We start from the raw sequence: 13,624 nt of genomic DNA, 5'->3' as shown, positions 1-13,624 counted from the left end.
TGTCCATGTGGCCGGTTAAGCGCGGCGCAGGGCGTTCGTGTCGCGCCGCGCGTGAAAATCAATGACTGGTGATGACGTTAGCCGGTACTTGCTCCGGTTGCGGTGTCTGCGCTTGCGTTGCCGTGGACGCTGCCCAGGATTGCGCCGGACCTGCTCCGGCGGGCCGCAACGCGTCGAGCGCATCGAGGATCGCCTCGGGCGTAGCCGGCGCGCGCAACGGCGGCGCGTGTTCTGCCTCGGGCACAGCGGCAGCAATCGCATCGCGGATCGCCAGAAACACCGAAAAAGGCAGCAACAGCGGCGGCTCGCCCACCGCCTTTGAGCGGAAAACCGTGGGCTCGGCGTTGTCGTTGCGATACAGCCTGACATGAAGCGCCGCCGGCGTATCGCTCACGGCCGGAATCTTGTACGTGGATGGCGCGTGTGTCATGAGTCGACCGTCGCGATTCCACCAGAGTTCCTCGGTGGTGAGCCAGCCCATCCCCTGAATGAAGCCGCCTTCCACCTGGCCGATGTCGATGGCCGGGTTGATCGACTGTCCCGCATCGTGCAGCACGTCCGCACGCACCAGTTTCCATTCGCCCGTGAGCCTATCGACGATCACTTCCGACACTGCCGCACCGTACGCGAAGTAGTAGAACGGATGACCGGTGAGCGATTTCGCGTCCCAATGCACTTTCGGCGTCGTGTAGAAGCCATCGGACCACAACTGGATGCGGGCCAGATACGCAGCGGCCACGAGTTGCGCGAACGGCATCGCGGCACCGTTGGCGAGCACCATGCTGTCCTTGAACTGCACGGCCTCGGGCGCGCCGCCCAGTTCCTTCGCGGCCAGCGTGGCCAGCCGTTCGCGGATGGTGCGCGCTGCGGCTTCGGCCGCCTTGCCGTTCAGATCGCTGCCGGTGGACGCGGCGGTAGCGGACGTATTGGCGATTTTCGACGTATCCGTGGCGGTTGCCCGGACCCGCGCGAGCGGGATGCCGAGTTCGTTCGCCACCACCTGAGCCACCTTGGTGTTGAGCCCCTGGCCCATCTCAGTGCCGCCATGGTTGACGAGCACCGAGCCGTCCTTGTACACGTGCACGAGGGCGCCAGCCTGATTGAGGAACGGTACGTTGAACGAAATACCGAACTTCACCGGGGAGAAGGCGAGACCGCGCTTGAGCACGGGGCTCGTCGCATTGAAGGCCGCCAGCTCCGCGCGGCGGGTGCGGTAGGCGCTGCTCGTCAGCAGTTCGTCGGTGAGCGGCGCGATCACGTTGTCTTCCACGCGCTGACCGTAGGGCGTGACATCGCGTTCGCCGATGCCGTAGTAGTTGGCGAGTCGCACGTCGAGCGGATCGCAGCCGAGTTGGCGGGCGATGCTGTCGAGCATGACTTCCATCACCAGCGCGCCCTGCGGTCCGCCGAAGCCGCGAAACGCGGTGTTCGACTGCGTGTTGGTCTTGCAGCACAGCGCGACGATATCGACGTCCGACAGGTAATACGCGTTGTCGAAATGGCAGACAGCGCGCGTGGCCACCGCGCCGGACAGGTCCGCGGAGTAGCCGGCGCGCAGCGCAATTTCCACGCGCGCGCCGAGGATGCGGCCGGCGTCGTCGAAGCCTGCCTCGTATTCATACACGGCATCGTGACGCTTGCCGGTGATCATGAAATCGTCGTCGCGGTCGGCGCGCACTTTGACGGGACGCTGCAGCACCTGCGCGGCGAGCGCCGCGACGCAGGCGAACAGTGCCGACTGCGATTCCTTGCCGCCGAAGCCGCCTCCCATGCGCCGGCATTCACACACCACACTATGCGCGGGCCAATCGAGCATATGCGCGACCACCTGCTGCATTTCGCTCGGATGCTGTGTCGAACTGTAGACCAGCATGCCATTCATTTCTTTGGGCAGCGCGTAGGCGATCTGTCCTTCGAGATAGAACTGTTCCTGACCGCCCACTTCGAAGGTGCCCTGGATGCGATGCGGCGCGGCGGCGATCTTTCCCGCCGGATCGCCGCGCGTCAGATGCAGCGGCGGCAGCACGAACTGCTTTCTCGCTTTCGCTTCCGTGGGTGTCAACACGACGTCGAGCGGTTCGTAGCGCACCACGTCGTCGCTTTTGGCGAGCGCGGCGGCGCGGCGCGCCAGTTCATGGCTTTCGGCGATGACCGCGAACACCGGCTGGCCGAGGTAGAGCACCTCGCCGTCGGCGAAAATCGGGTCGTCGTGCAGTACGGGGCCGCAGTTGTTTTCACCGGGGATATCGTCGGCGCACAGCACAGCGACCACGCCGGGTGCGTTGCGCACCGCGCTCAGGTCCAGCGAAACGATCCGCGCATGCGCATGCCGCGAAAGTCCGAGTGCGGCGTGCAAGGTGCCCTGCAATTCCGGCAGATCGTCCGTGTACGTGGCCTCGCCGCTCACGTGCAGCGCCGCGGATTCGTGCGGCAGCGAAACGCCGATGGCGGCTGTCTCGGCCTCGGCACGCCCGGCGGCGTGGACGATGAAGGCATCGGTTTGCTTGTTCATGGCGACGGCTCCTCGGCGACCGTATCAGCGCCAGCTTCGCCGCCTGCCACGCCCGTTTCGAAGGCGAAGGCGTTGACGTCGAAGTGGGAGAGCGGCGCTGTGTCCCGCGTTTCCAGATGGAAGCGTTGCAGCAGATTGCGGGCCACCTTCATGCGGTAGGCGCCTGTCGCACGCATGTCCGTGAGCGGCTGGTAGTCGGCGCCGAGCGCCTCCGCGGCGCGCTGCATGGCGGCGTCGTCCCAGGCGGCGCCGGTCAGTGCCACTTCCGCGTGAGTGGCGCGTTTGGGCGTGGCAGCCATGCCACCGAACGCGATGCGCGCTCCCGCGATCACGCCATCCGTGATGCGCAATGCGAACGCGGCACATACCGCTGAGATGTCCTGGTCGTAGCGCTTCGCCACCTTGTAGGTGCGAAAGCGCAGATCGGGTGCGGGACGCGGAATCCGCACGGCCGCGACGAATTCACCGGCGGCGAGTGCCGTCTTTTGATAGCCAAGGTAGAACGCGTCGAGCGGCAGCGTGCGGCTTTTGCCGCCGTGCCGTAGTACGACTTCCGCACCCAGCGCGAGCAGCGCGGGCATCGAATCGCCGATGGGCGAACCGTTCGCGACATTGCCGCCCAGCGTGCCGGCATTACGGATAGGCAGCGAGGCGAAGCGGGTCCAGAGTTCGGCCAGTTCGGGATAATCCGCGGCGAGGGCCGCGTAGGCGCTTTCGAGCGAGACGGCCGCGCCGATGGTCAGCGTCTGGGCATCGCGTTCGATCTGTTTCAGCTCGCTCACGTTGCCGATGTACAGAACGTCGCCCAGATCGCGGAACTGCTTGGTCACCCACAGGCCGACATCCGTGCTGCCGGCCAGCACGCGGGCGTCGGGATGGCTGGCGCGCAGCGCCGCAAAGGCGTCGAGCGTGGCAGGGGCGTAGAAAGTGTGGGTGCCGAAGGCCTCGCCACGTACATCGGGCGCGGTGTATTCGAACGTCTCGCGGCGGCGCAGCGCCTGCAAAGCTTCGGCGATGGCGGCCCGATCGAACGGCACGCGTTCGTATTGCGCGTAGTCGAACATCTTTTGCGCCGCCTCGACGATGGGCCGGTAGCCCGTGCAGCGGCACAGATTGCCGGACAGGGCGGCATTGATTTCGTCGCGAGTGGGCAGGCCGGCCGCGGCGGGCTGGTTCTCGTAGAGCGCCCACATCGACATCACGAAACCCGGCGTGCAGAAGCCGCACTGGGATCCATGACAGTCGACCATCGCCTGCTGGACAGGATGCAGCGTGCTGTCGGCGGCGCGCAGGTCTTCGACGGTGAAAAGCGCGCGCCCGTCGAGGGTAGGAAGAAACTGGATGCAGGCGTTGACCGCCTTGAGTTGCAGACCGCCATGCCCGTCGAGGTCGCCGAGCACCACCGTGCAGGCGCCGCAATCACCTTCGGCGCAACCTTCCTTGGTGCCGGTGCAATGCAGATCCTCGCGCAGGTGCTGCAGCACGGTGCGCGTAACCGGTACGCCCCGGACTTCCCGGACGGCGCCACGGTGATAAAAACGGATGGTTTGCGTTGTCATGGCGAATCCAGAAGACATTGCGGACCGGGCGCGCGTTACGCAGGGGGTCGCACCATAGCCGGCCTCGCGCACGTAGATCGCCATCCATATTTGAAGATAGCACTCTCGCGTCTCGAAAAGATTTCCCTGTGCTGATGGGGGTTATCAGCGGCAGGTCATGTGAAACGCATGCGGGATAGGCGGTGTGGGGCGGTCAGACGCGCGCAAAGCCACGCCGGCTGGGGCGCGGCGGACGGTTGAGGTGGCCTTTAAGCCTTGCGATGAAGCTCTCGAAGCCGGTTTGGACGGCGTTTCGAGCGTGACTTCGAAGTTGGTAAAAGGCGGTTCGGATACTGCGACAAGACCCAAACCGCGCAGTCTTCAGGCAATCCGGCGGCGATTCTTGACGAGACTCAGCGCGAGCGGCACGAACATCACGACAAACGCAACGAGCGACCACATCGGCAAGGAGAGCCCGAGAATAGGCGGATACGCCGTTTCACACAGTCCGGCAACCTTGAACACGCCCGGCAGCCAGTGCGCCGGCGGCAGGCTGTCCACCACCGGTTGCAGCGCGTCGAACCCGCAGCTAAAGCCCGGATTGGCCTGCACATAGACGTGCCGCGCGGCGGTGACGATGCCGGCCAGCGCCGAGAGCGCCGCCAGCGTCTCCAGCAGGCGAACGCCGCGCCAACTGCCGAGGCGCGCGCCGAGAAAGGCGAAAATCGCAATCAACAGAAAGAAGTAGCGCTGCAGAATGCACAGCGGGCAGGGGTCTTCGTGCAGGCCGTACTGCATGTAGAGCGCGCCGCCGACCAGCGCAACGCAGACGAGAGCTAGCAGGACCAGCAGGGAGCGCTCGCGGCGCAGCATGGCATTGTCGTTATTCATGGATCGTTGAACTGTCGAACATCCAAAAAGGGGGCAGGTGCCCGCGATTCTAGCGCGAACGCTGCCTGACCGTGCCTCAGGGTGGCGCGCTCAACGGATCGTGTTGAGTACGGCCTCGACCGCGCGGCCGACGCCGAGCAGCGCCTCGTCGCCGTGGGGTGCGCCCGCCAGCATCAGGCCCACGGGTGCGTCGCCGCGCACATGGCAAGGCAGCGACAGGGCGCAGGCGTCGAGGAAATTAAAGGCGCTCGGATTGCGCAGGATCAACGCGTTGGTGCGGCCAAAGGCATCGTCGTCGTGTTCGAGGTCCGCGAGCCGGGGCGGCACGACGGGCACGGTCGGCGCGACGATTGCGTCGAAGCGCTGCCAGAGCGTGCGCGCGGCTTCCAGCATTGCCGTGCGCTCGGCCACCAGATCCAGATAGTCCGCGCCGCTCGCCGGCTGACCCTTCAGGATACGCACCAGCACGCGCGGATCGTACGCGTCGCGATGCTTCTCCAGCAGCGTGCGATGCCAGGCGTACGCCTCGATCGGCGAGAAGCCGAAGCGATTGATGGCCGGCAAACGGTCGAGCGGCGCGAAGCGCACCTCGCTGACAATCGCGCCAGCCGCCTCCAGATGCTTGAGCGCGGCGTCGATGGCGTTGGCCACCGCAGGCTCGACGTCGTCCGTGACGTAGTGCGTCAGGACGCCGAGGCGCACGCCTTCGAGCGGCCGCAGCGCCGGCAGACGCGGCTCGAGTCCGGCCAGCATGCGGTCGAACAGTGCACAGCAGGCCACCGACACGCCAATCGGACCAAACGAATCGAGCGTCTGCGAGAGTGGTACGGCGCCCTGTTTGGGAATGCGCTCGGCGGTCGGTTTGAAGCCCGTCAGGCCGCACAGCGCCGCCGGAATCCGGATCGAACCGCCCGTATCCGTGCCGAGTGCAATCGCGGCCATGCCGTCGGCGACGGAAGCCGCTGCCCCTGACGACGAGCCGCCCGAAATCCGCTCGTCGCCGCGCACGCCGCGCCGGTATGGCGACAGTGGATGGCCATAGTGCGGATTCAGACCGAGCCCGGAAAACGCGAACTCGCTCATGTTGGTGCGCCCGACGATGACCGCGCCGGCCCGCTTCAGGCGGGCTACGGTGACCGCGTCGGCGGTGGCGGGCGGCGCGTCGGCGAGAGCGCGCGAACCGGCGCGCGTCACCTGGCCTTCTATGTCGAACAGGTCTTTCACCGACACGGGAATGCCCGCGAGCGGCGACAGCACGGTGCCGGCCGCGCGCAGGCGGTCGTGGCCGTCCGCAGCGGCGCGGGCGTTCTCGGCGTCGACGTGCATGAAGACCGTCGAGCCCTGGCCGGCGGGATCGGCGATGCGTTCCAGCGCGGCTTCGACGAGCGCGCGGCTCGTGGTGCGACCGGCGGCCAGATCGGCCGCGAGTTGGGCGAGCGGCGGGAAGGGCTTGAACTCAGTGGCCATGATCGTTCACATCCGGTTAGACCCGCTCGAACAGTAGAGTCGGAAAGTTAATGGCTGGCGGCTTCGCGGCGTTGTCGCGCCGGCTTGGCCCGCGCTTTATTCACGCCGCCGGTGCGAATGGCGCGCAGCATCGCAACAACTGCAACAGCCGCGGCAGAGCTGGCGCCGCTGTTATTCGCGACTGCAACGCAGTGTCCCGCGGGAATTGTAGAACAAGGTTTTACGACGAGGGCTCGCCTCGCGTTCGGCATCCGGCGTGGGTCGGTGACACGCCGCGTCATAAGGAAAAATAGAGCCGGCGCGTCGGACAAATGCGCGCGTGCGTTAATATGCTTCTTACATTACTTTTTGTAAGGAAGCGTGTCCCATGCACCACGGCATCGGCTTTATTCAGGATTTGGCGGTGGTGATGGCGCTGGCCGGCGTCGTTACCGTGCTGTTCCATCGCCTGAAACAGCCGGTCGTGCTGGGCTATATCGCAGCGGGCGTGATCATCGGGCCGTACACGCCGCCGTTCCAGTTGATTCACGACGAACAGACCATCCAGACGCTGGGCGAACTCGGCGTGGTCTTCCTGATGTTTTCGCTTGGGCTCGAATTCAGTCTGCGCAAGCTGTTTCAGGTCGGGGCGACGGCCATCGTCGCGGCGCTTTCCGAGATCGTGCTGATGCTGTGGCTCGGCTTCGAGATTGGCCGTGCGTTCGGCTGGAGTTCGATGGATTCGCTGTTCCTCGGCGCCATTCTCGCCATCTCATCGACCACCATCATCGTGAAGGCGCTCTCTGAACTCGGCCTCAAGCGCGAGCGCTTTGCCCAACTCGTGTTCGGGATACTGATCGTCGAGGACATTCTCGCCATCGCGATGCTGGTGTTGTTATCCAGTATTGCGCAGACCGGTCAGTTGAGTGCGGGCATCGCTTTGATCACGCTTGGCAAGCTGCTGCTTTTCATGACCGTGTCGCTGGTGGTCGGCATTCTCGTCGTGCCGCGTGCGCTCAATTACGTGGCACGTTCGAACAGCGACGAGATGCTGCTGGTGGCGGTGCTGGGTTTCTGTTTTGGCTTCTGTTTGCTGGTGGTGAAGCTCGACTACAGCATTGCCCTGGGCGCGTTCCTGATCGGCGCCATCATGGCCGAGTCGCGCCATCTGCATCGCATCGAGCATCTGATTGCGCCGTTGCGTGATGCGTTCTCCGCGATCTTCTTCGTGACGATCGGCTTGATGCTCAATCCGCACGTGCTGGTCGATTACGCGTGGCCGATCGCGGTCATCACGGTGGCGGTGATCGTTGGCAAGATCGTTTCGTGCGGCCTCGGCACGTTCCTCTCGGGCAAGGACGGGCGCACCGCGATGCGTGTCGGCATGACCGTATCGCAGATCGGCGAGTTCTCGTTCATCATCGCCTCGCTTGGGCTGACCCTGAAGGTGACGAGCGCGTTCCTCTATCCGATTGCGGTGGCGGTCTCCGCGTTGACCACGCTGTTCACGCCGTATCTGATCCGCGCGGCCGATCCGCTGACGCAGCGTCTCGGGAGGGCCATGCCACGGCAGGTCGCGAGCGTGTTTGGCATGTACGCGCAGTGGCTGGCGAGTCTGCGGCCGGCGAGTGGCGAGCCCACGCTCTTTAGCATCACGCGGCGCATCGTGCTGCAGATTGCGGTCAACCTCGCGCTGGTCGTGGCAATTTTCCTCGCGACGAGCTACGGCGCCGCGTACGCGAATGCGTGGCTCGACCGCTGGCTACCCGACGAAGCCATGCAGCGGGTCCTGTTGTGGGGTGGGGCGCTGCTGGTGTCCATGCCGTTTCTCGTGGCGGTCTACCGCAAGACAAAATCGCTCGCTCTGCTGCTCGCCGAAGTCAGCGTGCAGCCGGTGAACGCGAGCCGCTTCACGCGGGCGATCCGTTATGCGATCGCGGATCTCGTGCCAGTCGTCTCGATGGTGGGCGTTTTTCTGCTGGTGGCGGCGCTGTCCGGCGGGATTCTGCCGCCTACCGGATTGCTGTCGGCGGTACTCGTGTGCGCAGCGATCCTCGTTGCGCTGTTGTGGCGCTGGTGCGTCAAGATCCATGCATCGCTGCAGATCGCACTGCGCGAAACCTTCAACGAGCAGCCCGATCCATAAGGTCGCGCAAGGTTCGCTCCATGTGCCGGGGCGAGCGCGTAACAATGTGACCAATTGTGTGCACGTTTGCTGCATATGGCGCGGTGGCGGATAATCAATCCATGTCCATTCGTTCGCGTGGAAGGCGCCCGTCCGACAGTCATGAGCGAAAACAAACCAGAAAATGCCGGCACGCCCGGCACTCCATCCCCGTCGGGGCAGCCAGCAGAGGGTGCAAATCCCGATGCGTCGAAGTCCAATGGATTGACTCCCGAGACGCCCGCGGCGTCCCCGGATATTGCGTTGCCGACCGCCCAGAGGGAAACGCTCCAGTCACCTCCGCTCACGAATCTGCCGGCTCAGACGCCGGACGTCACGGCCGCCGCCGAGGAAGCAGCGCAGCGCTCGTCGACGGACGACCCGGCCAGTGCGTCTGCCGTCACGCCTGAAGATCCCGCGAAGGCGCAGCAGCGCGATGCGGCCGAGGCACGTGCGTCCGCAGCGGCGTCGACGGCGAAGCAGGAAGCCGCGGTCCATCAGCGCGATGCGAGACGCGGTGCGCCGGCTTCTTCGACGAAGCCTCCGGCGCAACCGGCGGCTCGACCCGGTGCGCCTGCTGCTTCAGCATCCGTCTCATCGCCTGGTTCCCAACCCGCCACGCAGCCGAACCCTGCTGCCGGCGCGACTGCGGCGAGCGACGCGGAGGATCCGTCCGCTGCGGCGCGTGGCGCGGCGAATCGCCCGGCGGGTTCACCGCCGCCTGGATTTGGCGCAGCGCCTGACTTCACCGCTTCGAATCCACCGCCGCCCAATGCGCTTCCGCCTGCGCCGCCACGCTATCTGAAGCAGACGGACTCGGCGTGGTCGGTATTCGGCCGCATCATCGCGGCGCGCGCCCGGCAAATCTTCGATCGTGCCGGTCAACGCATCACGCAGCGTACGTTGCGCATTGGCGTGTCGGCGCGCATCTTCCATCCTGAACCGGGTGCCAAGGGACTGCGTGGCAAGACGCTGCAATATCTGGAGGAGTCCATCGCGCATTGGGTGATGTCGCGCGATGTGCTGGTGTTCATGATTCCGACCGTCGGCCATCAAGGCATGCTGCACCCGAGCAACATCCGTCTGCGCGATTACGCCAAGCATCTCGATGGACTGTTGTTGCAGGGCGGTGCCGACGTCTCGCCGCAGTCGTACGCCGAGCAGGCCACGAGCCCCGAATGGCCCGGCGACCGCGTACGCGATATGTACGAACTGGAACTGCTGCACGAGTTCATCGAATCGGGCAAACCGGTGCTAGGCGTGTGCCGTGGCTGCCAACTGATCAACGTGGCGTTTGGCGGCACGCTCTATCAGGACATCGCCACGGACGTGCCGACGGCCGGTGCCCACGTCAACGAAAACTACGATCAGCACCGTCACGGGATTCATTTCCCGGATGGCTCGACGCTCGCCAACATGTTCCCGGGGCGGCGTGATGCGATCGTCAATTCGATTCACCACCAGGCGGTCAAAACGCTTGGCCGTGACCTGAATATCGAGGCGGTCTCGGCGGCGGACGGCATCATCGAAGCGGTGCGCTACCGGCGCGCCCCGTTCGTGATGGGCGTGCAATGGCACCCGGAGTTTCACCGCGCGGGTGGGCCTGAACTGCTCGACTGCACGCCGCTACTCGATACCTTCCTGAGAGTGGCACGCGAAACCCGCTTCTAGCGTCTAGTTCGACACAGCGCGTTCTGCGCGCAGCAATCAAAAAACGGCTTCGTTTCCATTCGAAGCCGTTTTTTTTATGCGTCTGATTTTGTTTGACGCATCTTCGACGGAACGCTGAGTCCCGCGTAACTCGAAAGCGCGATTGATTTCTTAGATAGTAAGTCCTGCCATGTAAATGAATGGACCTCGAGTGTGATCTTAAAATTGTGCACCAATGAGCGCGATATTTTCATCGCCTGGAACGACGGCTTATCAAACAATTGTGAGGCGTTTTTCGCCGCTTTGGCAAGCGGATCATCTTTGCTTTTTTTACACTTCGTTCGGCGCTTTTTTTCGCGATTTGCCTGCTGGCTTGACCTAAATTTAAGAATGCTATCTATCTCGATTTAAAGTGTTGTGGCGCGTCACACTAACCCTTCGCTTAACAAGCAATCCGCGCGATAATTCAAGGCTGTTTGAAATTCGCATGGAGCATGCACGTATGAAGTCTCTCTTAACTGTACGGCGCGCATTGCTGCTCGCGACCACGGGTGCGCTGCTGCAGCATGGTGGTCTCGTGCTGGCAGGAGAGAGCGCCGGTTCAACGGATTCAGTGCCCGTCGTCGGCACGCGTCCGGCCATGAGCGCGTTGACGCCCCAGCCGGTCGTCGCAGCGTTGCGGGCGGCCTCAGGTGGCGCGGCGTCGGCGCCAGGTGTAGCAGATGGCGGCGATGCGCAAGGTACCGTCGCCGAACTGATGCAGATGATCCACGACAAGCAACTCACGGAGCTACGCACCACGTATAACGGCAGCTATGGCGCGAGTCTGTTTTTCTATCCGCAAGAAATGACGTACTACGTAGCGTTGTTTCAGGACAAGCACTTCTGGCGCGTGATCAAATCTCAGGACGACACCCGCGCGGAAGCCATTTACACCGACTTCGTGCAGCAAACGGGGCAATTGGCCGAGGTGGAAATTCGCCGCGCGCAGTTGCAGGCGCAAAAGGCTTTTATCGAGAACGTGATTGCGGTCTCGGAAGATCGCGCGCGACGCTTGCAGGCCGACCTCGACGTGGCGCGTACGCAGCAAGCCAAGGTCAACGACTACCAGCGTCAAACCCAAAGCGAGGCGGTTGCCTTGCGCGCGGAAAAAGAGCAGGCGCAGGCGCAATTGCGCCAGGTGCAAAACGAAGTGCAGCAATTGCAGCGGCAGACCGAATCCGGTTTGCCTGGATCGAGATAGGCGAGCGCGCGGCTCTGGTAGCGGAGGACAAAAAACAGCCCGGTATTTACCGGGCTGTTTTTTTGCGCGACGTTATTTGGAGAACTGCTCGGGGACGTCGGTGATACGGCGTTGCGAAACGCGATTCGCCCAGTCGGTGCTCTCGGTGTTGACCACATGAGAGAGCGCTCGCGCCGGTGGGATATCGCGCAGATGCGTGTTCGCGGACATCGTGACCGATGCGTATTCATCGACACCGAGCGCTGAGGGCGCAAATGGCGAGAAGTCACCTGCGGCAGACGGCCTGGCCAGTGACCGGGGCTTGAACGCCGCATCCTCGTTCGCGGTCGACGCGCGCGACGAGACCGAGTGAGATGAGCGTGGTGCGTCGATCGCCGCATTCCTCGCGGCAAGGTGCGATGCACCTGGTGCGCGACTCGATTTACGCGGCTGCGAATGCCCAATGCTGACGTCCGGGTGGTTGCGTGTGCTGGACGAAGCCGGTGGCGAGGCACGAAGCGCGTGTGGTTCGTCCGTTGTGCCTGGCGCCGCGTCGGCGTCGGCAGCGCGAGTGTTGGGCGCGCTGGATACGGGTTCCGGCTGGGTGGTTAAACTCGTCCCCGCCGTGACGGGCGCGGATGCGGGTGCGATGACGGCACGCGTCAGCGTCTCGGCAGACGTCCCTTCAGCCTCGCGCGGCACGGGCGCAACAGGCGCAACAGGCATATCCACAGCAACCGGCGGCACCGCACGTGAACGTGTGACAGTCCTCGCGTCGTCTGGCTTCGATCCGGCTAGTGGCAGCGCCCGAAGCCTGGCCTGTCCCGTCAACCCCGAACGATTCGCGGTACGCCCTTCGTGCGCCGCCTGAGCCGACTGCCGATGCAACGCGTAATGGTCGATTGCGAGCCAGGCAAGAAGGGCTGCACCGCCAACGGCGCATACACCACCCGCTAACGCGGTCCAACGTGTCGAAGCACCGTAGCTCGGCGCGGTCGCCGAGGCAGCGCTGAAATCCGGCGCCGACGGCGGGATATCCGCAGCAACATCCTCACGCGAGCTCGCGTCCACTTGTGCTGTATCGTCCGGCGCCGACGCGCGCCGCGATTCCCAACGGCACAACGCGCGAAACGCCGCGGTGTTGACGCAAAAGGTGCGCAGGACCGCCGCATATAGCGCCTTGAGTTCGGCACGCAGGCTCAGATGAGGTGGCGAGAGCGCCCAATCGCGGCCAAAGGGGGCGGGCAGACGATCGAGGGGCCGCAGCCTGGGTATGGCCATAGCGCCTTCGATCAGGGTAAGGGGCATAGATGTCGTCATCGCTCTCTCGCGGCGGGGTCGTTTTGAAAACTGGCCTCGGAGGGATGATGACGATGGGGGCGGCCGAGATTTTGCGCTGGCGCCCGGCATAAGGCGCGTCGCCACGAAACCGCCGAGGTGCGGTCGATGATCGCAAAAACGATTTATGTAAACGATCGGACGCGTCCGAAAACCGGCCTACACCGCGTGCGGACCCTCGAGCCGATACACGTAACGCAGCGCGGTGATATCCACGCCGCCCATACGATCGGGTTCCGCCCCAGCGAACCGCCACCCCAGCCGCTCATAAAAGCCAATCGCCGGGGTGTTGCCGTCGAGCACGTACAGATACAACTGCGTCTCACCCTGCATGCGCGCCCAGTCGACAGCCGCGCGCATCAGCAGTTTGCCCACGCCAATGCCCTGGTGACCCGGCAACGCGTGCAGGTTATCGAGCAACACGCCCCACGACGACTCCGGCTGACGTTCGACGCAGGCAAATCCAATCGGCTCACCGGCGTGCTCGGCGATGACCACCATGCGCCGCTCGCCGCCGGGTGCATTGAGCCGCGCCTGCCAGTAAGCCGCGCGTTCGAGCGTCACTTCGTTGTCGAGGAACGCGTCAGGCAGCAGCCCACGGTAAGTGGCCTGCCAGCTGGCGGAATGGATGCAGGCGATCAGCGCTGCATCGGCGGGCGTCGCGGTGCGCAAGGAAAGGGCGCGGGCAGTGGGCATCAGCGGCATAGTGTTCCTGAAGGGCAGTTGCAAAGTGTACTGCGACCGACCCATCTGTAAGGCATCCATGCCCGCCTCGAATGCAAGCCGCTGGCCACGACGGTAACATTCGCACTGGCGATGGCTGAAAACCCCGTCAAATGGTCATCCAGGCGCCCCGATGAGCA

At 64.3% G+C, this 13,624-nt stretch carries 9 protein-coding genes; 3 read left to right on the top strand and 6 right to left on the bottom strand.

Going from position 1 to position 13,624, the window contains the following annotated elements; all coding sequences use genetic code 11:
* Positions 1-58: 58 nt before the first annotated feature.
* The 4 genes from xdhB to D0B32_RS17555 form a co-directional block, all read right to left on the bottom strand.
* Positions 59-2,512, bottom strand: a complete 2,454-nt coding sequence (xdhB, locus tag D0B32_RS17570) for a xanthine dehydrogenase molybdopterin binding subunit (protein WP_117335269.1) — start codon at positions 2,510-2,512, stop codon at positions 59-61.
* The gene (xdhA, locus tag D0B32_RS17565) at positions 2,509-4,071 is read right to left on the bottom strand and encodes a xanthine dehydrogenase small subunit (protein WP_220444942.1); all 1,563 of its coding nucleotides are present in this window, start codon (positions 4,069-4,071) and stop codon (positions 2,509-2,511) included. Before xdhA ends, xdhB begins: the two co-directional genes overlap by 4 nt.
* A gap of 360 nt (positions 4,072-4,431) precedes the next feature.
* Entirely contained in the window at positions 4,432-4,941 is a 510-nt protein-coding gene (locus D0B32_RS17560) for a disulfide bond formation protein B (protein ID WP_117335265.1), read from the bottom strand.
* 90 nt (positions 4,942-5,031) lie between these two features.
* Complete coding sequence (locus tag D0B32_RS17555) at positions 5,032-6,408, bottom strand: amidase (protein WP_117335263.1); 1,377 nt, start codon at positions 6,406-6,408, stop codon at positions 5,032-5,034.
* Between the two features lie 367 nt (positions 6,409-6,775).
* On the opposite strand from D0B32_RS17555, the gene D0B32_RS17550 reads away from it, so the two are divergent.
* From D0B32_RS17550 to D0B32_RS17540, 3 genes are all read left to right on the top strand, one after another.
* Positions 6,776-8,533, top strand: a complete 1,758-nt coding sequence (locus tag D0B32_RS17550; protein ID WP_117335261.1) for a cation:proton antiporter — start codon at positions 6,776-6,778, stop codon at positions 8,531-8,533.
* Between the two features lie 141 nt (positions 8,534-8,674).
* The gene (locus D0B32_RS17545; RefSeq protein ID WP_117335259.1) at positions 8,675-10,222 is read left to right on the top strand and encodes a gamma-glutamyl-gamma-aminobutyrate hydrolase family protein; all 1,548 of its coding nucleotides are present in this window, start codon (positions 8,675-8,677) and stop codon (positions 10,220-10,222) included.
* A 481-nt stretch (positions 10,223-10,703) separates the two neighbouring features.
* Positions 10,704-11,444, top strand: a complete 741-nt coding sequence (locus D0B32_RS17540) for a DUF2968 domain-containing protein (RefSeq protein ID WP_117335257.1) — start codon at positions 10,704-10,706, stop codon at positions 11,442-11,444.
* A gap of 72 nt (positions 11,445-11,516) precedes the next feature.
* Here the strand turns inward: D0B32_RS17540 and D0B32_RS17535 are convergent, their stop codons facing one another.
* The gene (locus D0B32_RS17535) at positions 11,517-12,743 is read right to left on the bottom strand and encodes a hypothetical protein (RefSeq protein ID WP_147329540.1); all 1,227 of its coding nucleotides are present in this window, start codon (positions 12,741-12,743) and stop codon (positions 11,517-11,519) included.
* 177 nt (positions 12,744-12,920) lie between these two features.
* Positions 12,921-13,457 (bottom strand): GNAT family N-acetyltransferase, encoded by a 537-nt coding sequence (locus tag D0B32_RS17530; protein ID WP_117335412.1) that lies wholly within the window; start codon positions 13,455-13,457, stop codon positions 12,921-12,923.
* Positions 13,458-13,624: the final 167 nt, after the last annotated feature.

This window comes from Paraburkholderia sp. DHOC27 (genome assembly GCF_003429005.1).
Lineage (GTDB): Bacteria > Pseudomonadota > Gammaproteobacteria > Burkholderiales > Burkholderiaceae > Paraburkholderia.
This window is presented reverse-complemented; position numbering and strand designations above follow the sequence as displayed.

What these genes read in the sequence shown, in the direction of transcription:
- D0B32_RS17555 (WP_117335263.1), bottom strand. Translation starts at nt 6,408, where the DNA reads ATGGCCACTGAGTTCAAGCCCTTCCCGCCGCTCGCCCAACTCGCGGCC.
- xdhA (WP_220444942.1), bottom strand. Translation starts at nt 4,071, where the DNA reads ATGACAACGCAAACCATCCGTTTTTATCACCGTGGCGCCGTCCGGGAA.
- D0B32_RS17535 (WP_147329540.1), bottom strand. Translation starts at nt 12,743, where the DNA reads ATGACGACATCTATGCCCCTTACCCTGATCGAAGGCGCTATGGCCATA.
- xdhB (WP_117335269.1), bottom strand. Translation starts at nt 2,512, where the DNA reads ATGAACAAGCAAACCGATGCCTTCATCGTCCACGCCGCCGGGCGTGCC.
- D0B32_RS17550 (WP_117335261.1), top strand. Translation starts at nt 6,776, where the DNA reads ATGCACCACGGCATCGGCTTTATTCAGGATTTGGCGGTGGTGATGGCG.
- D0B32_RS17530 (WP_117335412.1), bottom strand. Translation starts at nt 13,457, where the DNA reads ATGCCCACTGCCCGCGCCCTTTCCTTGCGCACCGCGACGCCCGCCGAT.
- D0B32_RS17545 (WP_117335259.1), top strand. Translation starts at nt 8,675, where the DNA reads ATGAGCGAAAACAAACCAGAAAATGCCGGCACGCCCGGCACTCCATCC.
- D0B32_RS17560 (WP_117335265.1), bottom strand. Translation starts at nt 4,941, where the DNA reads ATGAATAACGACAATGCCATGCTGCGCCGCGAGCGCTCCCTGCTGGTC.
- D0B32_RS17540 (WP_117335257.1), top strand. Translation starts at nt 10,704, where the DNA reads ATGAAGTCTCTCTTAACTGTACGGCGCGCATTGCTGCTCGCGACCACG.